This window comes from Actinomadura rugatobispora (assembly GCF_042656285.1).
GTDB lineage: Bacteria > Actinomycetota > Actinomycetes > Streptosporangiales > Streptosporangiaceae > Spirillospora > Spirillospora rugatobispora.
In genome coordinates this window covers 53653-72598 of sequence record NZ_JBHSON010000058.1, presented here as the reverse complement: position 1 = coordinate 72598, position 18946 = coordinate 53653, and the positions used below count along the sequence as shown (strand labels likewise).

The 18946-nt window shown below is 72.6% G+C and carries 18 protein-coding genes; 11 read left to right on the top strand and 7 right to left on the bottom strand.

Annotated features, from left to right (window positions below; genetic code table 11):
• Positions 1-389 (bottom strand): hypothetical protein (locus tag ACFPZN_RS34730; RefSeq protein ID WP_378286562.1); only part of this gene is annotated, 389 nt, incomplete at its 3' end.
• Between the two features lie 198 nt (positions 390-587).
• On the opposite strand from ACFPZN_RS34730, the gene ACFPZN_RS34725 reads away from it, so the two are divergent.
• The 6 genes from ACFPZN_RS34725 to ACFPZN_RS34700 all read left to right on the top strand — a co-directional run bounded on the left by ACFPZN_RS34725 (position 588) and on the right by ACFPZN_RS34700 (position 7133).
• Positions 588-1271, top strand: coding sequence for an HAD family hydrolase (locus ACFPZN_RS34725; RefSeq protein ID WP_378286561.1), 684 nt, complete (start codon positions 588-590; stop codon positions 1269-1271).
• Between the two features lie 42 nt (positions 1272-1313).
• Complete coding sequence (recQ, locus tag ACFPZN_RS34720) at positions 1314-3278, top strand: DNA helicase RecQ (protein ID WP_378286560.1); 1965 nt, start codon at positions 1314-1316, stop codon at positions 3276-3278.
• Positions 3279-4023: 745 nt separating this feature from the next.
• Positions 4024-4446, top strand: coding sequence for a Rossmann-fold NAD(P)-binding domain-containing protein (locus ACFPZN_RS34715; protein WP_378286559.1), 423 nt, complete (start codon positions 4024-4026; stop codon positions 4444-4446).
• Positions 4447-4525: 79 nt separating this feature from the next.
• A complete protein-coding gene (locus ACFPZN_RS34710; RefSeq protein ID WP_378286558.1) occupies positions 4526-5017 on the top strand; it encodes a hypothetical protein in 492 nt (163 codons plus the stop codon).
• Positions 5018-5052: 35 nt separating this feature from the next.
• Complete coding sequence (locus ACFPZN_RS34705; RefSeq protein WP_378286557.1) at positions 5053-5766, top strand: response regulator transcription factor; 714 nt, start codon at positions 5053-5055, stop codon at positions 5764-5766.
• Positions 5763-7133 carry a sensor histidine kinase gene (locus ACFPZN_RS34700; RefSeq protein WP_378286556.1) on the top strand — a complete coding sequence of 457 codons (1371 nt, stop codon included), beginning with the start codon at positions 5763-5765 and terminating at the stop codon, positions 7131-7133. Before ACFPZN_RS34705 ends, ACFPZN_RS34700 begins: the two co-directional genes overlap by 4 nt.
• A 186-nt stretch (positions 7134-7319) precedes the next feature.
• On the opposite strand, the gene ACFPZN_RS34695 is transcribed toward ACFPZN_RS34700, so the two are convergent.
• Positions 7320-7799 (bottom strand): macro domain-containing protein, encoded by a 480-nt coding sequence (locus ACFPZN_RS34695; RefSeq protein WP_378286555.1) that lies wholly within the window; start codon positions 7797-7799, stop codon positions 7320-7322.
• Between the two features lie 30 nt (positions 7800-7829).
• Positions 7830-8912: a PucR family transcriptional regulator gene (locus ACFPZN_RS34690; protein ID WP_378286554.1), complete on the bottom strand. Its 1083-nt coding sequence runs from the start codon at positions 8910-8912 to the stop codon at positions 7830-7832.
• A gap of 174 nt (positions 8913-9086) precedes the next feature.
• Between ACFPZN_RS34690 and ACFPZN_RS34685 the strand changes: the two genes are divergently transcribed.
• The 4 genes from ACFPZN_RS34685 to ACFPZN_RS34670 are packed head-to-tail and all read left to right on the top strand — an operon-like array spanning position 9087 to position 12923.
• Positions 9087-9782: an SDR family NAD(P)-dependent oxidoreductase gene (locus ACFPZN_RS34685; RefSeq protein WP_378286553.1), complete on the top strand. Its 696-nt coding sequence runs from the start codon at positions 9087-9089 to the stop codon at positions 9780-9782.
• Positions 9782-10540 (top strand): SDR family NAD(P)-dependent oxidoreductase, encoded by a 759-nt coding sequence (locus ACFPZN_RS34680; RefSeq protein ID WP_378286552.1) that lies wholly within the window; start codon positions 9782-9784, stop codon positions 10538-10540. The genes ACFPZN_RS34685 and ACFPZN_RS34680 overlap by 1 nt, the downstream gene beginning before the upstream one ends.
• 23 nt (positions 10541-10563) lie before the next feature.
• The gene (gene speB, locus ACFPZN_RS34675; protein ID WP_378286551.1) at positions 10564-11511 is read left to right on the top strand and encodes an agmatinase; all 948 of its coding nucleotides are present in this window, start codon (positions 10564-10566) and stop codon (positions 11509-11511) included.
• On the top strand, positions 11508-12923 hold the full coding sequence (locus ACFPZN_RS34670) for an APC family permease (RefSeq protein WP_378286550.1): 1416 nt from the start codon (positions 11508-11510) through the stop codon (positions 12921-12923). The genes speB and ACFPZN_RS34670 overlap by 4 nt, the downstream gene beginning before the upstream one ends.
• Before the next feature lie 5 nt (positions 12924-12928).
• Here the strand turns inward: ACFPZN_RS34670 and ACFPZN_RS34665 are convergent, their stop codons facing one another.
• From ACFPZN_RS34665 to ACFPZN_RS34655, 3 genes are all read right to left on the bottom strand, one after another.
• A complete protein-coding gene (locus ACFPZN_RS34665) occupies positions 12929-14701 on the bottom strand; it encodes an N-acetylglutaminylglutamine amidotransferase (RefSeq protein ID WP_378286548.1) in 1773 nt (590 codons plus the stop codon).
• A 432-nt stretch (positions 14702-15133) separates the two neighbouring features.
• Positions 15134-16288 carry a S8 family peptidase gene (locus ACFPZN_RS34660; protein WP_378286547.1) on the bottom strand — a complete coding sequence of 385 codons (1155 nt, stop codon included), beginning with the start codon at positions 16286-16288 and terminating at the stop codon, positions 15134-15136.
• A gap of 195 nt (positions 16289-16483) precedes the next feature.
• A complete protein-coding gene (locus ACFPZN_RS34655; protein WP_378286546.1) occupies positions 16484-17083 on the bottom strand; it encodes a hypothetical protein in 600 nt (199 codons plus the stop codon).
• A 79-nt stretch (positions 17084-17162) separates the two neighbouring features.
• Between ACFPZN_RS34655 and ACFPZN_RS34650 the strand changes: the two genes are divergently transcribed.
• On the top strand, positions 17163-18215 hold the full coding sequence (locus tag ACFPZN_RS34650; protein ID WP_378286545.1) for a hypothetical protein: 1053 nt from the start codon (positions 17163-17165) through the stop codon (positions 18213-18215).
• On the opposite strand, the gene ACFPZN_RS34645 is transcribed toward ACFPZN_RS34650, so the two are convergent.
• Positions 18160-18945, bottom strand: coding sequence for a metallophosphoesterase family protein (locus ACFPZN_RS34645; protein WP_378286544.1), 786 nt, complete (start codon positions 18943-18945; stop codon positions 18160-18162). The two genes, ACFPZN_RS34650 and ACFPZN_RS34645, sit on opposite strands and share 56 nt — an antisense overlap.
• Position 18946: the final 1 nt, after the last annotated feature.

The window sequence follows — 18946 nt, the reverse complement described above, 5'->3', positions numbered from 1 at the left end:
CGGCCGGGGGCGGGCTGCTGCGGGGCGGCGGGGCCGGGACGGGGCGCGGGCGCCGGGGCGGGCTCGCCGCGGCGGACCTGGGCGAGTTCGCGCTGGAGGCGGCGCTTCTCCATTTCGAGGGTGGTCAGCGACTCCTCGTGCTCCTCGCGGAGGTAGCGGAGGTCGCGGCGGGTGCGCATGCGGCGTCCGAAGCCGACGATGGCGATCATCATGCCGAGCATGAAGACGACGGCCACGGCGGCTCCGGTGAGGAAGACCTGCCAGTGGGTGCTGACGCCGGGGACGGCGTAGCCGAAGATCGTGAGGGACGCCGAGCCGTCGTTGGCCATGACGATGCCGGCACCTGCTGTGACGGCCGCGGCGGCCAGGATCAGTCCGAGGAAGACCATGGGTCGTTCTCCTCTCCAGTTACTCTCCGGAGGCGGGCGGGGTTCACCCACCATGCCAGACTTGATCGTAATTTGCCTTAATTGCGGCATTTATCCTGGTCAGATGCTGTTCACCGCGAGCGACCGCCGGGATTCTCCCGGTATTCGCTGGGTAGTGGTTCGGTGCGGAAGATCCGAGCATCGAGCCGGGAGTGGTCCATGGACGCGCGGGACGCGCACGCGGTCGTCTTCGATCTGGACGGGGTCCTGATCGACTCCGAGCCCGTCTGGGAGGAGGTCCGCCGCGGCTACGTCGACGAGCAGGGCGGGGACTGGCGGCGCGACACCCAGGAGCGGCTCATGGGGATGAGCACCGAGGAGTGGGCCGCCTACCTGGCCGACGATCTGCTGGACGGCCGCCAGTCCCGCGACGAGGTCGCCTACGAGGTGATCGACCGGATGCGCCGCCGCTACTCCGTCCACCTGCCGCTGCTGCCGGGCGCCCTGGAGGCGGTGCGGCGGCTCGCCGAGTCGTTCACGCTCGGGCTGAACAGCTCATCCCCGCGGGCGCTCATCGAGCTGGTGCTCGCGGAGATGCGGATGGACGCCCTGTTCCGCGCCACCGTCTCCACCGAGGAGGTCGACCAGGGCAAACCGGCCCCCGACGGATACCTCACCGTCGCGGCGCGGATGGAGGTGGCGCCCGGGAGGTGCGTGGCGATCGAGGACTCCAGCAACGGTTTGCGGTCCGCGCACGCCGCCGGGATGAGGGTGATCGCGGTGCCGCGGCCGAACTACCCGCCCGCGCCCGACGCGCTCGCCCTGGCCGCGTACACGGCGGAGAGCCTGGACGGCGTCACCGCGGAGACCATCGCCCAGGTCGGCAAGGCCCCGGCTCCCTGAGAACGGCGGTCGAACGTCCGGGGAGGCCAATAGTATGAATCGGTGGTTTCCCCGGAGAGCGAGTTCCCGCCCGAGCCCGACTTCTACGAGCCCGAGTTCTACGACCGGGAGTACGAGCCCGCCGAGTTCGAACCCGAGGCCGCGCCGCCCGCGGCGCACGCGGCCGCCGAGGGCGAGGACGCGCTGGGCACGCTGCGGCGGGTGTTCGGGTACGAGGCGTTCCGGGACGGCCAGCAGGAGATCATCGACCATGTGATCGGCGGCGGCGACGCCCTGGTGCTGATGCCGACCGGTGGCGGCAAGTCGCTGTGCTACCAGATCCCCTCCCTGGTCAGGAAGGGCGTGGGCGTCGTCATCTCGCCGCTGATCGCGCTCATGCAGGACCAGGTGGACGCGCTGCGGGCGCTGGGCGTGCGGGCCGGGTTCCTCAACTCCACCCAGGACCTGGACGAGCGCCGCGTCGTCGAGGCGCAGTTCCTGGCGGGCGAGCTCGACCTGCTCTACCTGGCGCCCGAGCGGCTGCGCGTCCAGGCGACGGTGAACCTGCTCGACCGCGGCACGGTGGCGCTGTTCGCGATCGACGAGGCGCACTGCGTGGCGCAGTGGGGGCACGACTTCCGTCCCGACTACCTGATGCTGTCGGGCCTGCACGAGCGCTGGCCGGACGTGCCGCGGATCGCGCTGACCGCGACCGCGACCCCGGCGACCAAGGACGAGATCGCGACGCGGCTCGATCTGAAGGACGCCCACCATTTCACGGCGAGCTTCGACCGTCCCAACATCCGGTACCGGATCGAGCCGAAGTCCGACGCCAAGCGGCAGCTGCTGCGGCTGCTGACGGCCGAGCACGCGGGCGAGGCGGGCATCGTCTACTGCCTGTCGCGCAACTCCGTGGAGAAGACCGCTGAGTTCCTGACCGCGAACGGGATCGCGGCGGTGCCCTACCACGCGGGCCTGGACGCGGGCACGCGCGCCGCGAACCAGTCGCGGTTCCTGCGCGAGGACGGCCTGGTCGTGGTGGCGACGATCGCGTTCGGGATGGGCATCGACAAGCCGGACGTGCGGTTCGTGGCGCATCTCGACCTGCCCAAGTCGGTCGAGGGCTACTACCAGGAGACGGGCCGGGCGGGGCGGGACGGGCAGCCGTCCACGGCGTGGCTGGCCTACGGGCTGCAGGACGTCGTCAACCTCCGCAAGATGATCGAATCGTCGGAGGGCGACGAGGCGCACCGGCGCAGGCTGAGCCTGCACCTGGACGCGATGCTGGCGCTGTGCGAGACGCCCGCCTGCCGCCGGGTGCGGCTGCTGGACTACTTCGGCCAGGAGTCGGGGCCGTGCGGCAACTGCGACACCTGCCTGTCGCCGCCGGAGTCGTGGGACGGGACGGTGCCCGCGCAGAAGGTGCTGTCGACGGTGGTGCGGCTCAAGCGCGAGCGGCGGCAGAAGTTCGGCGCCGGGCATGTGATCGACATCCTGCGCGGGAAGAAGAACGCCAAGATCATCCAGTTCGACCATGACGCGCTGAGCACCTTCGGGATCGGCGCCGACCTGGGCGAGGCGGAGTGGCGCGGCGTCGTCCGGCAGATGCTCGCGCAGGGGCTGATGGCCGTGGAGAGCAACTACGGCGCGCTGGTCGAGACCGACGCCAGCGCGGCGGTGCTGCGCGGCGAGCGCACGGTGCCGATGCGGCGCGAGCCCGAGCGGGCGAAGGCCGCGGCCGGGAAGACCGGCGGCTCGGGCAAGGCGGGTGGCCGGGAGCGCAAGGCGCCGGTCGACCTGCCCGCGGAGGCCGTGCCGGTGTTCGAGCGGCTGCGGGCCTGGCGGGGCGCGACGGCCAAGGAGCAGGGCGTCCCCGCGTACGTGATCTTCCACGATGCGACGCTGCGGGAGATCGCCACCGCGCGGCCGGGGTCGCTGGCGGAGCTGAGCACGGTGAACGGGGTCGGTGAGAACAAGCTCGCCAAGTACGGGGAGCAGATCCTGGAGACCCTCGCCGCCACCGATTGATATTTCTTTCGACTTTCTACCTATCCCCAGGTCACTTATTCAGGTTCCCGGCAAAGCCCGGGAACGCAGGTCAGAGGCAAATGCACAATGTACGTTCGCGTGTTTTCCAACCTTTCCCGCAAACAGGCCGCGGAGGCATCCGGGATGGCGTGGACGCATGTGCGGCCCGGCGAGTTCATCGGGAACTACAAGAAACCCCCGCCGTCAGGCGAGGAAGGAATCAGACTTACGCGGAGCAAGGACAAGAATCGGAGATCTGCCGCCACGGCGGATCTCCGAAACCCCGGGCGCGGGCCTGCGGGCTGGTGCTAGCGTCTGTGATGCCTGGCCGGTGGGGACAAGCTGGCCGGGCCATGCTGGTCGAGCGGCTGGAGCACAAGGCGCCCGGCCGTGTGTACAAGATCGATCCCGCCTACACCTCGGAGTGTTGCTCGGCGTGCGGGACCACGGACCGGGGGCGCGTGAGAGCCAAGCGTGTTTCCGGTGCCGGTCCTGCGGCTACGTCGGCAATGCCGATGTGAATGCGGTTCGCAACATCGCGCGCGAGCCCAGGCTCGTGTGCACGGCGGCCGGACCGGCCGTTGCTGCGCGGGGACGCCCCGGGATACCAGGGCGGACGAACCGCGAACCTCAACCTGTCCTCCTCTGCGGCGGGTTGGAATCCCCCTCGCCGACGAGGGGGAGGAGGTCAAGCTGAACAAGCTGTGGCTGTGGGGCCCGTCCATCCGCGCGGAACGCCTCGTCCGTGAGCCGAACCCGGACGTGCCCTGGTGCCCGATACACAAAAGCGACATCACGGTCGCCGCCGCCGCTCGGCGGCGCCGGCCGGCACGCGGGCGCCGCGTACGACCTGAACGGCCCGGAGTTCACCTCCTACCGCGACCAGGTCCGCGTCCTCGCCGAGGCGATCGGGGAGGAGATCCGCTTCGAGCGCGTCACCCCGGAGGAGGCGCGGGAGCTCTACCGGCGGCAGGGCGGGTTCGCGGCCGACAACGCCGACTTCCTCCTCGGCTTCACCGACTACTCCGGGAACGACGCCGACCCGGCCGACGCCGCCGACTTCGACCTGGCCTCGTACGGGCCGTTCCCCACGTCGGAGGCGGTCACGGGGCGTCCCGCCCGCACCTTCGCCGAGTGGGCGGGCGAGCACGCCGCCGACTTCCGCTGAGAAAGGGGGCAGCCGATTCCCAGCTTCCTCCCAGCTTTCTCCATGGTCTTCTACCAGGCGCCCGCGATGGAGTAGGGGCATGCGAGAGAAGATGAACAGGAAGTCGTTGGCGGCCGGCCTGGGCGCGGCGAGCCTGCTCGGCCTCGGGCTGTACCTCGCCGTCCCGGCCGCGTCCGCCGACCCGGCCCCGTCCCCGAGCACGACCGCGTCCCCGCAGCCGAAGGCCAAGGACGGGCGGCCCGGCGCGCAGCAGCGGCCGTGGAAGCACCGGGCCCGCTTCGCCGCGCGCGGCGTGCACGGCGAGGCGACCGTGCGCGGCAAGGACGAGAAGTTCCACGTCCGCACCTGGCAGCGCGGCGAGATCACCGGACGGTCCGGTGCGACCCTGACCGTGCGCAGCGCCGACGGCGTCACCTGGACCTGGAACACCGACGGCAAGACCCGCGTCCGCAAGGACGGCGCCAAGTCCGCCCCGACCGCCCTCGCCGCCGGCGACCGCGTCATCGTCATGGGTCAGCGCGAGGGCACGACCCGCACCATCGGCCTCGTCGTGGTGCCCAAGAAGAAGTAGAACCGCAGTAGCGTCGTCCGAAAGCAGGCGACGACATGCGGGAGCCGATGAACGAGAGCCGGCGGGTGCTCGTCGTGGAGGACGAGGCCAACATCCGCGACCTGATCCAGACCGCCCTGCGCTTCCACGGTTTCGAGACGTGCACGGCCCGTACCGGGGGCGAGGCGCTGCGGGAGGCCCGCGGCCGGCGGCCCGATCTGGTCCTGCTCGATGTCATGCTGCCCGACATCGACGGGTTCGAGGTCTGCCGGCGGCTGCGGGCCGGCGGCGACCAGGTGCCGGTGATCTTCCTGACCGCGCGGGACGCCCCGTCCGACACCGTCACCGGGCTCACCCTCGGCGGCGATGACTATGTCACCAAGCCGTTCTCCATCGACGCGCTGGTGGCCAGGGTCCGCGCGGTGCTGCGCCGCGCGGCCGTCCACGCCCCGCCGTCCGACGAGGAGGCGGGGCCGCTGCGCGTCGCGGACCTGGAGCTGGACGAGTCCCGCTGGACGGTCCGCCGCGCCGGCGTCGACATCGAGCTGTCCCCGACCGAGTTCAAGCTGCTCGCCTACCTCATGCGGAACGCCGGGCGGGTCCTCACCCGCGCGCAGCTGCTGGAGAACGTCTGGGGCTGGGACCACCACGGCAACGCCCAGGTCCTGGAGACCTACATCAGCTACCTGCGGCGCAAGCTCGACCCGCTCGGCCCGCCGCTGATCCACACCCGCCGCGGCGTCGGCTACTCGCTGCGGTCCGCCCCATGAGCCTGTCGGCGCTCAACACCCGGCTGCTGGCCGGGCTGGTCGCCGTCACCCTCGCCGGGCTGCTGGTCATGGGGCTGGTCAGCGCGGTCGTCCTGCGCGGCTACCTGATGAACCGGGTGGACGACCAGCTGCGCGGCGCCCGCGACCGCGCCGTCGCCCGGCTCGTCCGGCCCGGCCTGCCGAGCGAGGGCGTCGCGCCCGCGCGGTTCGTCGTCCTGTCGGTGACCGCGCAGGGACGGATCAGGGTGATCAGCGGCGACCAGCCCGATCCCGCCGAGGCGATCGAGCAGATCCGGCGGCTGGGCCCCTCCGGGCTGGCCGGGCACGCCGGCACGCTCGAACCGTTCTCCCTCGCCGGGCTCCGCGCCGTCGCCCGCCCCGCCCGCGCCGGCGGAACGGTCGTGGTCGCGACGCCGCTGGACGAGATCCGCCTGGCCGTCCGCAACCTCGTCCTGGCCGAGGTCGCCACGGCGGCGCTGCTGCTGGCGGCGCTGCTGCTGCTCGGCCGGTGGCTGATCGGCCGGGGCCTGCTGCCGCTGGACCGGATGGCCGCCACCGCGCAGGCCATCGCGATGGGCGGCGACCTGCGCGCCCGGATGCCCGATCCCGGCCCGCGCTCGGAGACCTCCCGGCTGGCCGCCGCGATCAACGTGATGCTGGACCGGATCGAGCAGGCGTTCTGGGCGCGCAGCCGCTCCGAGGCCCGGGTCCGGGAGTTCGCCGCCGACGCGTCCCACGAACTGCGCACCCCGCTCACCACCATCCAGGGGTACGCCGAGCTGTACCGGCACGGCGCCCTCGGCCCCGACGAGCTCCCCGAGGCGATGCGGCGCATCGAGGACGAGGCCCGCCGCATGAGCCGCCTGGTCGGCGACCTGCTCGAACTCGCCCGGCTCGACCGCGAGGCGCCCCTCGAACCGGCCCCCACCGACCTGGTCGCCGTGGCCCGCGACGCCGTGGCCGACGCGTCCGCCGCCGCCCCGGACCGGTCCTTCGCCCTGGACGCCCCGGACACCCTCACCGCCACCGTGGACGAGCCCCGGATCCGTCAGATCCTGGCCAACCTCCTGGCGAACGTCCGCGTCCACACCCCCGAGCACACCCCCGCGACCGTCCGCCTGACCCGGACGCCCCACGCGATCACCCTGGAGGTGGCGGACGAGGGCCCCGGCATGTCCCCCGAGGACGCCGCCCGCGCCTTTGAACGCTTCCACCGTTCAGAGCACGAGGGCGACGGCGCGGGCCTCGGCCTCCCCATCGTCGCCGCCATAGCCGCCGCCCACGGCGGCCACGCCGAACTCCTCTCCGCCCCCGGCACCGGCACCACCGTCCGCATCACCCTCCCGGCGGTCACGCCGGCGACATAGTCCCGACAAGGCTGTTGGTCACCAGGGCGATGCCGAGGATGCAGCCGAACAAGCCTCCCGCCCATGCGAGGGCCTCCGCCTGCTTGGCGCTGGCTCCCGCCTTCTCCAGGTGGCCTTGAAGGGTCTTGTGTGAAGGCGTGAAAGAACCGGTGACCGGCTCCGGCGGGCCTGCCTGGAGTGCGGGGGTCAGTCGGTGTCGTAGACGGTCACTTCTATGGAGTGGGCGGTCAGGCGGGTGGTGATGAGGGGTTCTATCTTCGACCACTTGCCGCCGGCCAGGCCGCAGCCTATGCGGGGCATGTGGACGGTCGCGTCCAGGGACTTCGCCTTCTCGGCCAGCGCGGTCAGGCAGGTGCCGACGGCCTCGTAGCGGATGGGCGGGCCGTTCTTCTTGCTGGGCCTGGTGCCGCGCTGGGCGACCATGTTGGCGACCCAGATGTACGGGTCGACCTGGACGAACTGCACGGCGCCCAGGCCGAAGTCGTTCCGCGCGCGGTCGCGGTGCCAGGCGCGGTAGGCCCTCTCCGGCTCGGGCCAGCGTTTGGAGATGGCCAGGACGAAGCCCTTGCCCCAGCCGCCCAGGTCGTTGCAGACATGCGCGATCACCTTCACGCCCTTGGCCTGGGGTGAGGTCGCGTCGCCCTTGAGGTAGCGGATGGCGGCCATGCGCCGAAGGTAATCCATGGGACCGACGGTTCAGCGGTCGGCCCACATCGCCACGGCCAGGGCCACGCGGTCGTCGAAGTTCAGCGGGTCGCGGCCGGTCAGCGCCGCGATCCGGGTCAGGCGGTGGCGGAGCGTGTTGGGGTGCAGGTACAGCTCGCGGGACGTGGTGCCGACCGCCCCGCCGGTGCCCAGGAAGGTGCGGAGGGTCTCGACCAGGCGGGTGCCGTGGGCGGCGTCGTAGTCGGCGAGCGGGCGGGCGATCTGGTCGATGAACGGGGCGATCTGGTGCCGTTCGAGGCGTCCCAGCAGGCCCTGGAAGGTGGCCAGGTCGGCGGCGCGGACGACGCCGCCGCCGCGCTGCGACGCCTCCAGCGCCAGGACGCTCTCGGCCAGGCACTGCGGGAGCCGGTCCAGCGGTCCGGGCGTGCCCAGGCCGCCGACGCCGCCCCACGCCTCGGCCAGTTCGAGGGCGTGGCGCTCGGTGTTGACCAGCAGCAGCGCCACGTCGCCGTCGATGCCGAGGACGGCGCCGATGGAGCCGTCCACCCGGTCGGGGACGCTCGGCGCGGGGACGGCCAGCACGACGATCGGCTCGGGGGTCAGGCCGGTGCGTTCGAGCCGGTTCCGCACGGCTTCGGGGGAGGCCAGCCCGTTGCGGACCATCTCCAGCAGCCGCCCGGTCTCCTCGCGCTCGTGCTGGACGTCTCGGGACGAGGTGAGGCGTTCGGCGAACCATTCGGTGAAGCTCAGGAACGGGACCTCGGGCGGCACCTCCAGCAGCGGCAGGTCGAGGTCGTCGCAGGCGGCGCGCAGCGCGTCCGGGGAGGCGGGCAGGACGTCGCCGATGCCGTAGCCGATCGCGCTCGCGCGGCTGGCGTGCACCGACCGCGCGAACGCCGCGCAGCGGGCCGGGTCGGTGAGCGACGCGCCGACGGTCAGGACCACCTCGTTCCCGCGCAGGTAGGGCCCCGGGTCCAGGAGCTCGGTGGAGTGCGCCCAGCGGACCGGCCGGTCGAGCCCGGCGGCGCCCGCCACCAGCCGCAGCCGGAAGTCGGGCACCTCCAGGAGCTGCCCGACGGTGAGGCGCAGCCGCGCCGCCTGATCACCGGTCACGCTCCCAGCCTCTCACCGCGTCCCGGGCGGGTGACCGTCGCGTGACCGGGTATTGGCCAAGTCCGCGAGCGGCCGCCGCCCGCGCGGCGCGGTCGGCCGACGTTCGCGCAAAACCCTTGTCACCTGGCCCGGCACCGGGGTTTGCCCGGCGCCTGATCGATCAGGGAGAGACGTATGGCGGATCGGGTCGCGCTCGTCACCGGGGCGGCGGGCGGAATCGGCGCGGCGGTGGCGACCGAGCTGGCGAGGCGCGGCTGGCGGACGGCGGGGCTCGACCTGCGTCCGGCGCCGAACGTGGACCACGGGGTGGGCGTGGACGTGTCGGACGACGCGCAGGTCCGGGCCGCGGTCGTGCGGATCGAGCGGGAGCTGGGGCCGGTCGAGGCGGTGGTGTGCGCGGCCGGGCACTACGCGATCACCCCGATGGCCGACATCGCGTGGGCGGAGTGGCGGCGGATGCTGCGCGTCCATCTGGGCGGGCTGCTGAACGTGTGCCGCGCGGCCGTCCCGGCGATGGTGGGGCGCGGCCGCGGGAACGTCGTGGGCGTCGCGTCCGAGCTGGCGATCGGCGGCGGCGACCGGGAGGCGCACTACGCGGCGGCCAAGGGCGCGGTGCTGGGGCTGGTCAAGGCGCTGGCGATCGAGCTGGCGCCGACCGGGGTGCGGGTGAACGGGGTGGCGCCCGGCCCGACCGACACGCCGCTGCTGGTCCCGGACTCGCCGTGGCGCCGTCCCGCGTATCTGCAGGGGCTGCCCGCCGGGCGGCTGACCGCGCCCGAGGAGGTGGCGCTCGCCGTCGCCTTCCTCATCGAGGACGGCGGCTTCTGCCTCGGCGAGATCATCTCGCCGAACGCCGGGGCGGTGATCTGATGGCGGTCGCGCTGGTGACGGGCGCCGCGGGCGGGCTGGGCCGGGCCGTGTCGCGGCGGCTGGCGGCCGACGGCCACCTGGTCGCGCTGACCGACCGGCCGGGCGGGGAGCTGCCGGGGCGGCTGGCCGGGCTGGCCGCCGACCTGGACGGGATCGCGGTGCCCGCCGACATCGCCGACCCGCTGGCGGTGGAGCGGATGGTGGCCCGGATCGAGGAGGAGGCCGGGGAGCCGGTCGGGGTGCTGGTCGCGGGCGCCGCGCACCTGGCGATGGCGCCGCTGGCCGAGCACGACCTCGACGACTGGTGGCGGATCGTGGACGTCAACCTGGGCGGGACGTTCGCGTGCGCCCAGGCGGTGCTGCCGGGCATGTCGGAGCGCGGCGGCGGCCGGATGGTGCTGATCGCCTCGGAGTGGGGCGTCACGGGGTGGCCGAACGCCACCGCGTACTCGGCGTCCAAGGCGGGGATCATCGCGCTGGCCAAGTCGCTGGGCCGGGAGCTGGGCCCGCTGGGCATCGCGGTGAACGCGATCGCGCCGAGCGTGGTCGACACCCCGCAACTGGAGGTGGACGCCCGGGACGCCGAGGTGACCGTGGAGGAGATCCGGGCCCGGTACGCGGCGCGGGTGCCGCTGGGCCGGATCGCGACGCCGGAGGAGATCGCGGCGGCGGTGTCGTTCCTGGCCGACTCCCGGATGGGCACGCTGGTCGGCCAGATCCTGCACGTCAACGGCGGTACGACCCGCGGCCGCATATGAGCCCCCCGGAGGAGGGGACACGGATGGAGCCCGTTGGACAGGTCGACGCCCTGGAGGTCCCCCGGTTCGCGGGGCCGTCCACGTTCGCCCGGCTGCCGCGCCGCGAGGACGTGCCGGGCTTCGACGTGGCGGTGGTCGGGGCGCCGTTCGACGGCGGCGTGTCGTACCGGCCGGGGGCGCGCTTCGGGCCCGCCGCGGTACGGCAGGGTTCGCGGCTCATCAAGCCGTACAACCCGGCGCTGGACGTGTCGCCGTTCGCCGTGCGGCAGGTCGTGGACGCGGGCGACATCGCCTGCAACCCGTTCGACATCGGCGGGGCGCTCGCGCAGGTGGAGGCGGGGCTGCGCGAGCTGACCGGGGACGGCGCCACGGCGATCACGATCGGCGGCGACCACTCGATCGCGCTGCCCGCGCTCCGGGCGGCGCACGCGCTGCACGGCCCCGTCGCGCTGGTGCACTTCGACGCGCACCTGGACACCTGGGACACCTACTTCGGCGAGCCGTACACGCACGGGACCCCGTTCCGGAGGGCCGCCGAGGAGGGGCTGCTGATGCGGGACGCGAGCGCGCACATCGGCATCCGCGGCCCGCTGTACGACCCGCGCGACCAGGTGGACGACGCGCGGTTCGGGTTCACGATCGTGCACTGCGCGGAGATCGACGACCTGGGCGTGCGGGGGGCGGCCGAACGGGTGCGGGCGCGGGTGCAGGACGCCCCGGTCTACCTGTCGGTGGACATCGACGTGCTCGACCCCGCGTTCGCGCCCGGGACGGGCACCCCGGAGAGCGGCGGGATGACCAGCCGGGAGCTGCTGGGCATGCTGCGCGGCCTGGCCGGGCTGAACATCGTCGGCGCCGACGTGGTGGAGGTGGCGCCCGCCTACGACCACGCCGAGATCACCTCGATCGCGGCGGCCGCGGTGGTCTACGAGCTGCTCAGCCTGCCGGCGAAGGACCGCCGCCTCCCATGACGGCCACGATCGGCGACAACACCCGGACCCTCCGCAAAGGCTTCAACCTGCGATCGGCCACGGCGCTGGCCTTCGCCGACGTGTCTCCTATCGTCGCCCTCTACGCCATCTTCACGCTGGGTCTGCTGGCGGCCGGGCCAGGGTTCTGGTGGGCGTTCCCGATCGTCCTTCTGGGGCAGCTGCTGGTCGCCTGCGTTTTCGGTGAGCTGGCCTCGCGATGGCCGTACGAGGGGAGCGTCTACCAGTGGGCGCGGCACGTGCGCGGGCCCGGTGCCGGATGGTTCGCCGCGTGGGCGTACATGTGGGGGCTCACCATCGCGCTGTCCACACTCTCCTATGGGGCGGCGGGTTTCCTCCTGCAGGCAATGAACGTCACGGACCCGGGCAAGGCCCCGACGATGGCGACCGCCATGGCGATCCTGGTGCTGGGCAGCCTCGCCAACATCGTGGGACGGCGCACACTGAAGGTGCTCGTCGTGGCGAGCCTCATCTGCGAGGTCCTCGCGTCCGTCGGCCTCGGTACGGTGCTGCTCCTCTTCTACCGCGAGAACCCGGTGAGCGTCCTGTTCGACGGTGCCGGAGGCGATCCGTGGCTGGGCGCGCCACTGCTGGCCGCCACCGCCTACGTCGGATGGTCGTTCGTCGGGTTCGAGTCGGCGGGCGCGATCGCCGAAGAGGTGGAGCGTCCCGAACGCGACGTGCCCAAGGCGCTGATCCTGTCGCTGCTGGCGGTCGGGGCGATCGTGATGTACTCGGCGGCCGGCCTGATCCTGGCCATTCCCGACATGGACGCGGCCACGTCCGGCGCGACCGGTGACCCGGTGGCCGACACGCTGGTGGCGCACTTCGGGCCGGCGATCGGGCGGCCGCTGCTGGTCACGTTCGTGATCGGGTTCCTGGCGAGCTTCCTGGCGGTGCAGGCGGCGGTGTCCCGGGTCATCTGGGCCTCGGCGCGGGACCGGGCGCTCCCGGGGTCGGGCGTGCTGGGCAGGCTCGCGGGCGCGGAGCGGCTGCCGGTGAACGCGATCGTGCTCACCGGCGCGGGCGCGGCCGTGTTCGTGCTGCTGACCGGCTCCACGCTGTACTCGGTGCTGGTCAACTTCACCACGGTCGGGTTCTACGTGTCGTTCGGGCTGCCGGTGTTGGGCGCGGCCCTCCAGCACATACGCGGCAGGTGGCGGCCCGGGCCGTTCAGCCTCGGACGCTTCAGCGCACCGGTGACGTACACGGCGGCGGTGTGGCTGGCCGTCCAGACGGTCAACATCGTCTGGCCGCGGGACACCGGGCAGCCCTGGTACATCGAGTGGAGCATGGTCATCACGTTCGGCGTGGTCGCGGTGGCCGGGGCCGCGCTCTACCTGGGATGGTCGCGGCGGCGGATCATGCCGGCCCTGGCCGACCGCCTCCGCTGAACATGTCACACCCCATGGCACTGGAGCCACAGCTCCAGCAGTGCCGCCTGCCACAACTGGCTGGCACCGCGGTTGGTGCGGTAGAGGCCGGGCGCCTCCAGTACGCGGGCGATGTAGTCGGGCTGGAAGAGGCCGCGCGCCTTGGCGGAGGGCGCCAGCAGTGCCTCGCGCACGAGTTCGAGGTAGGCGCCGGAGAGGTGGCGGATGGCCGGAACCGCGAAATCGCCCTTGGGACGGTCGATGACCTCGTCCGGGACGATCCCGCGTGCCGCGTCCTTGAGCACCCCCTTGCCGTTCTGCGCCAGCTTCAGCTCGGGCGGGCAGGCCGCGGCCAGCTCCACAAGCTCGTGGTCGAGGAACGGGGTGCGCGCCTCCAGGCCCCAGGCCATCGTCATGTTGTCCACGCGCTTCACCGGGTCGTCCACCAGCATCACCGTGGTGTCGATGCGGAGCGCCGCGTCCACGGTGGTCTCCGCCCCGGGCACGCTGAAATGGGACCGGACGAAGTCGCTCCCCGCGTCGTGGCCCAGCAGGTAGGGCGGGTTGAGGATCCCGGACAGCTCCCCATGGGGACGGTCGAAGAACACGTGCGCGTAGGCGGGGAGGGCGTCCGCCCTGGGAATGCCCGCAAGCGGCGAGTACCAGTCGTATCCCCCGAACACCTCGTCGGCCCCCTGGCCGGACTGCACCACCTTGAGATGCCGCGAGACCTCCCTGGAGAGGAGGTAGAACGCGACGACGTCATGGCTCACCATGGGCTCGCTCATGGCCTCGATGGCGCCGTTCAGGGCGGGGAGGAGGCGCGAGTCGTCCACCCTGATCCGGTGGTGGTCGGTGCCGAACCGCTCCGCGACCAGATCGGAGTAGGCGAACTCGTCGCTCTCCTCGCCCTCGGCCGCGGTGAAGCCGATGCTGTAGGTGGACAGGCCGGTCTGCCCGGACTCGGCCAGCAGCGCCACGATGAAGCTGGAGTCCAGCCCGCCCGACAGCAGGACGCCGACCGGGACGTCCGCGACCATGCGGCGGTCCACGGCCGCGCGCAGACCCTCCCGGACGACCTCCGACCACTCCTCCGGGTTCATCGGGATCCGCCGGGAGAAGTCGGGCCGCCAGTAGAGGTAATCGTCGAACCGGCCGTCCGTGCGGATGGTGCGGACGGTCGCGGGCGGAAGCTTCTCCACCCCGGCCAGGATGGTGCGGGGTGCCGGCACCACCGAGTGGAACGTCATGTAGTGGTGCAGGGCCACCAGGTCCAGATCGGTGTTCACGTCCCCGCCCGCGAGCAGGGCCGGGAGGGTCGACGCGAAGCGCAGGCGCTCGCTGTCACGGGTCAGGTAGAGCGGCTTGATGCCGAGACGGTCGCGCCCTAGGACGACCACCCCGGAGTCACGCTCCACCAGGGCGAAGGTGAACATGCCCTTGAAGCGCAGCACGCAGTCGCGGCCCCACCGGTGGTACGCCTTCAGCAGCACCTCGGTGTCGGAGGTGGAGAAGAAGTGGTAGCCCTCGGCGTGCAGCGCCTTGCGCAGCTCCCGGTAGTTGTAGAGGCAGCCGCTGAAGACGCCGGTGATGCCCAGGCCGCTGTCGACCATCGGCTGCGCGGCCTTGTCGGAGAGGTCGATGACCTTCAGCCTGCGGTGCCCCAGGGCCACCCGCCCGGACGACCAGACGCCGACCCCGTCCGGGCCGCGCGGCTCCATCACGGCCGTCATCCTCGCGACCGCCTCGACGTCGGCGGCCTCCGCGTCGAGACGCACCTCACCGCTCAGCCCGCACATCCTTCGCCGCTCCCTCCTACACGCGCCTCGTGTCCGCCCCGGGTCGCTTGGCTCCTCCGCCCCTGGCGAAGTTCACGATCCGGCTCCACGCGGGTGAGCGCGACGGCGAACGGCCCCCGTCCAGTTCCTCGGCCACCATCGCCCGGAACGGCCCGGCGAGCAGGACCACGTCCTCCACCCGCGGGCACCGCAGGAGACGCCGCGGCTCCGGCGCCGACCCGGTCGCCGGGAAGCCGTCCCGGCAGGCCGTCGGCCCTGGGCAGCGGCCGATGCGTTTCCACGCCCACGGCCGTCATTTCCGCCCGGTCGCCCATCACGTGAGCGTAAATGCCGCTTGTTACACCCATATGACAGAAAGAATGCGAAAACCCGGTCCCGGCACCCTTCCTTTCGGGTGCCGGGACCGGGCCCGCCGGGCCTCGGATCAGGCGATCAGAGAGCGCGCTTGTTGAGCAGCAGGTTCGGCGTCCCGGACGGGTTGCCGGTGATGACGCCGCTGGTCGCGTTCGTGGCCAGCCAGGTGCGGATGGTGGAGAACGACGCGTCGCCGTTGGCGGACTTGTACAGCGCCCCCACCCCCGCCACGTGCGGCGAGGCCATCGACGTGCCGTTGATGGTGTTGACGCCGCCGTTCAGCCACGCGGAGGTGATGCTCGACCCGGGAGCGTACAGGTCCACGCAGCTGCCGTAGTTGCTGTAGCTGGCCTTGGCGTCGCTGCTGGTGCTCGCCGCGACCGTGGTCGCGTTGGCCGCGCTGGACGGCGAGTAGTTGCACGCGTTCGCGTTGCTGTTGCCCGCCGCCACCGCCAGGAACACGCCGGAGGACGCCAGGCCGTTGGCCGCGGAGTTCACCGTGGACGAGTAGCCGCCGCCCAGGGACATGTTCGCCACCGCGGGCTTGACGTGGTTGCTCGCCACCCAGTTCATGCCCGCGATCACACCGGAGTTGGTGCCGCTGCCCTGGCAGTTCAGCACGCGCACGCCGCGCAGGTTCACGCGCTTGGCCACGCCGTACGCGGTGCCGCCCACGGTCCCGGCGACGTGCGTGCCGTGGCCGTTGCAGTCCTGCCCGTTGCCGCCGACCGCGTCGTACACGTTGGTCGCGCGGCCGCCGAAGTCGGAATGCGAGGTGGCGATGCCGGTGTCGATGATGTACGCGTTCACCCCGGCGCCCGTGGCCGTGTAGGTGTAGCTCCGCGACAACGGCAGGTTCGTCTGGTCGATCCGGTCGATGCCCCACGACGGGGGATTGGTCTGGGTCGCGCTGGCTTGGACGACGCCGTCCTGCTCGATCGACGCCACACCCGGGGTGCGGCGGAGGCGTTCGAGTTGCGACGACGTCATCTTCGCGGAGAACCCGTTCAGCACCTTGCCGAAGCGGTGCGTCGTACGGATGCCGCGCTCGGAGACGGTGTCGCCGACGGACTCGCCCTTCTTCAGGGTCACGATGTACTGGCCTTCCACGCCATGCCCTGGAGCGGCCATGGAGAGGGGGGCGTTGTGCGTGACGGCTTGGGCGGGGGTAGCGAGGACGGCCACGAGCGGCGCTGCCGCTAGGAGCGTGACCAGGGGGAGACGCCTTCTCATCGGAACTCCGATCCTGCCGGGAGCGGCCGTTCGGGGGTACGGCCAGGCTCAGAAGGTGGTCGATGAGAATGCTCACGAGCGGGGACGCGGCAGTCAACGGCTTCGACGGCCACAGAATTCAACATTGACATTCGATGCGAAAGACCCCATGGCCGTCACGCGACGCGCGTGTAACGCCCGCAACAGCGCGGCAACTCATTCCGGACGGTCGAGCTCGCGGATCCGTTCCCGCAGCCGTTCCTCGGCGCGGTCCAAGTCGACCCCGAGCTCGAACCACACCCGGTCGCGCCGTTCCGCGGGACGGTCCAGCCCCGCCGCCACCCAGGTCAGCACGCCCGGCAGCGCCAGCCTGCGCCCCTCCGGCGTCCGCGCCATCAGCACGAGCGACAGCGCCAGCGCCGCCCGCGTCACCTGGGTCCGCTCCGCGCCGTCCCGGCGGAACCGGGGTTCCTCCAGGACCTGCATCCACTCCACGACCGTGCCGTCGACCTGCCGGTTCAGGATGTCGACGACCTCCGCCAGCACGGCCGCCGCAGGATCGTCGCCGAGCCAGTGGTCGGACCCGGTCAGCGCCGAGAAGTCGTCCCCGGGCGGGCGGTGCCGCTCGTTCTCCCGGAACTCCCCGGTCAGCCGCCCGTCGCCGGCCACCTTCCACGCACCGAGGATCGCCTGAACCGGAAGGTACCCGTCGGGCTCATCGACCCAGCCGGAGTCGATCTCGTACACCCAGCCGCCGGGATGCGCCGCCGCCTCGGCGACCAGCTCCGGCGGGGGTTCGCGGTCCGCTTCGCCCATCCCGCCGATTCTGCCCCGTTCCGGGGGGAACCTCATGTCGTTAACCGGATGTCCGCCCACATCCCGTACGGTGCGGCGCATGCAGAACGATCTTGGTCTGGGACGGCCGTCCCGCCGCGCCCTCCTGACCGCCGCCCTCACCGCGCCGGCCCTCGCCGCCACCACCGGCACCGCCGACGCCCGCCCGCGCCGCCCGCTCCGCGCACTGATCGCGACCAACGAACCCTGGGGCACCTACCACGTCAGGCCGCTGCTCACCGAGGCCGCCCGCCGCGGCTGGCGGCTCACCCAGCTCGTCCCCGACCCGGCGCAGATCGCGCCGGACGACCCCGTACCGGTCACCACCCCCGGCCAGGCGCCGCCCGCCGACCTCATCGTCGTCACCGGCGCCGGCGACTGGCCCCTCGAATGCGCCGACCGCTTCCGGAAACTTCCCCTCGCCGCCAGCGCGCTCGCCTACCTCGGACCCGCCGAGGCCCCCGGCGCCCGCCGCCTCCGCCCCCGGCTCCGCGCCATCACCGCCCCCTCACCTGCGGACGCCCGCTCGTTCGGCGGCTACCTCGGCACGCGCCGTCCCATCGACGTCGTCGGCTCACCGCAGACCGACACCCTGCCCGTACGCGCCCCCGAACCCGGTCTCGTCCTGGTCCTCACCAGCGTCACCCACCCGGACGAAACCGGCGAGGCCGCGCCCGGCACCGAACTGCTCCTCGCCGCCGCCGAGCGGCTGCGCGCCTCCGGCAGGCGCATCCTCGTCGGCCTGCACCCCCGCGAGGACCGCACGCTCTGGGACCGGTACGAGATCAGCGCCGTCCCCTCCCTGCAGGCATCCGCGCGCGCCGAGGCGGCCATCGGCATCCCCGGCACGATCTTCCCGCTGGTCACCGCCGTCGGGACGCCGCTGGTCGGCTGCACCGACCCGGCCCTGACCGTCCCCGCCCACCTGCTGGCGGTCTGCTCCAGCACGATCGACGACCCGGGCCAGGCCGTCCAGGCGGTCGCGGACGCCGAACTCCCGCCCCGCTCGACGATCGCCGACGCCGTCGGCCCCATCGGCGGCTCCACCGCGCGCCTCCTCAACGTCTGGGAGAAGACCGCCCGGTCAGGACGGCCACACGCGCGTCCACATTGATGATGTGACCGCCCCCCAGGGGCGACACGGGCCGTTCCCAGTGCACGTGCCCGCACAACGTGAGCGCCGGGGGACGCGACGCGATCCGCTCTCGCACCAGGGCACTACCCGCCTGCCCTGGTGCGTCCCCGTGCGGCCCCTCATGCAGGACCAGCACGGCCGGCTCCTCGTCCAGCACCCGGTCGAGCCGCCCGGCGAAATCCTCCGGCCGCCTCCGCCCAGGCCGCCGCGGGTCGCCGACGATCCCCCCGACCCCCGCGAAACGCACTCCGCCCCGTACCACCGAACCGCCGTCCAGCAACACGCCGCCGAACTCGGCGACCTCCTCCGCGGAAACGACGTCGTGGTTGCCCGCGACCCCCACCACCAGCGGGCAGCCGAGCACCGCGAACGCCAGCCACACGTCCCCGACACGCCCCGTCGCACCCCTCCGGTCCGCCGAGTACAGATCACCCGTCAGCACCACCCCGACCCGCTCCACCGCCGGAATCAGGCCCTGCTCGGCCCACACGCCCAGGTGATCCGCGACCGCGACCCCCAGCAGCACGGGATCACCGCCCCACGGCGACGCGGCGACACCCTGCAGATCCCCCGCCACCACGAGCGCCTCGCAGCCGTCCGGCAGCGGCCCGGCCCCGATCCGCTGGACGGGAAGCACCGCCGACTCCGTCCCGCCGCCACGGCGCGCCCTCGAATAGGGCACCGCCGCGATCGTCTCCGGAACCATCACC

Coding starts and splice junctions, on each gene's coding strand:
- ACFPZN_RS34655 (WP_378286546.1), bottom strand. CDS start 17,083: ATGGGCGAAGCGGACCGCGAACCCCCGCCGGAGCTGGTCGCCGAGGCG.
- ACFPZN_RS34725 (WP_378286561.1), top strand. CDS start 588: ATGGACGCGCGGGACGCGCACGCGGTCGTCTTCGATCTGGACGGGGTC.
- ACFPZN_RS34710 (WP_378286558.1), top strand. CDS start 4,526: ATGCGAGAGAAGATGAACAGGAAGTCGTTGGCGGCCGGCCTGGGCGCG.
- ACFPZN_RS34660 (WP_378286547.1), bottom strand. CDS start 16,288: ATGAGAAGGCGTCTCCCCCTGGTCACGCTCCTAGCGGCAGCGCCGCTC.
- ACFPZN_RS34680 (WP_378286552.1), top strand. CDS start 9,782: ATGGCGGTCGCGCTGGTGACGGGCGCCGCGGGCGGGCTGGGCCGGGCC.
- ACFPZN_RS34670 (WP_378286550.1), top strand. CDS start 11,508: ATGACGGCCACGATCGGCGACAACACCCGGACCCTCCGCAAAGGCTTC.
- speB (WP_378286551.1), top strand. CDS start 10,564: ATGGAGCCCGTTGGACAGGTCGACGCCCTGGAGGTCCCCCGGTTCGCG.
- ACFPZN_RS34695 (WP_378286555.1), bottom strand. CDS start 7,799: ATGGCCGCCATCCGCTACCTCAAGGGCGACGCGACCTCACCCCAGGCC.
- ACFPZN_RS34705 (WP_378286557.1), top strand. CDS start 5,053: ATGCGGGAGCCGATGAACGAGAGCCGGCGGGTGCTCGTCGTGGAGGAC.
- ACFPZN_RS34685 (WP_378286553.1), top strand. CDS start 9,087: ATGGCGGATCGGGTCGCGCTCGTCACCGGGGCGGCGGGCGGAATCGGC.
- ACFPZN_RS34700 (WP_378286556.1), top strand. CDS start 5,763: ATGAGCCTGTCGGCGCTCAACACCCGGCTGCTGGCCGGGCTGGTCGCC.
- ACFPZN_RS34650 (WP_378286545.1), top strand. CDS start 17,163: ATGCAGAACGATCTTGGTCTGGGACGGCCGTCCCGCCGCGCCCTCCTG.
- ACFPZN_RS34665 (WP_378286548.1), bottom strand. CDS start 14,701: ATGTGCGGGCTGAGCGGTGAGGTGCGTCTCGACGCGGAGGCCGCCGAC.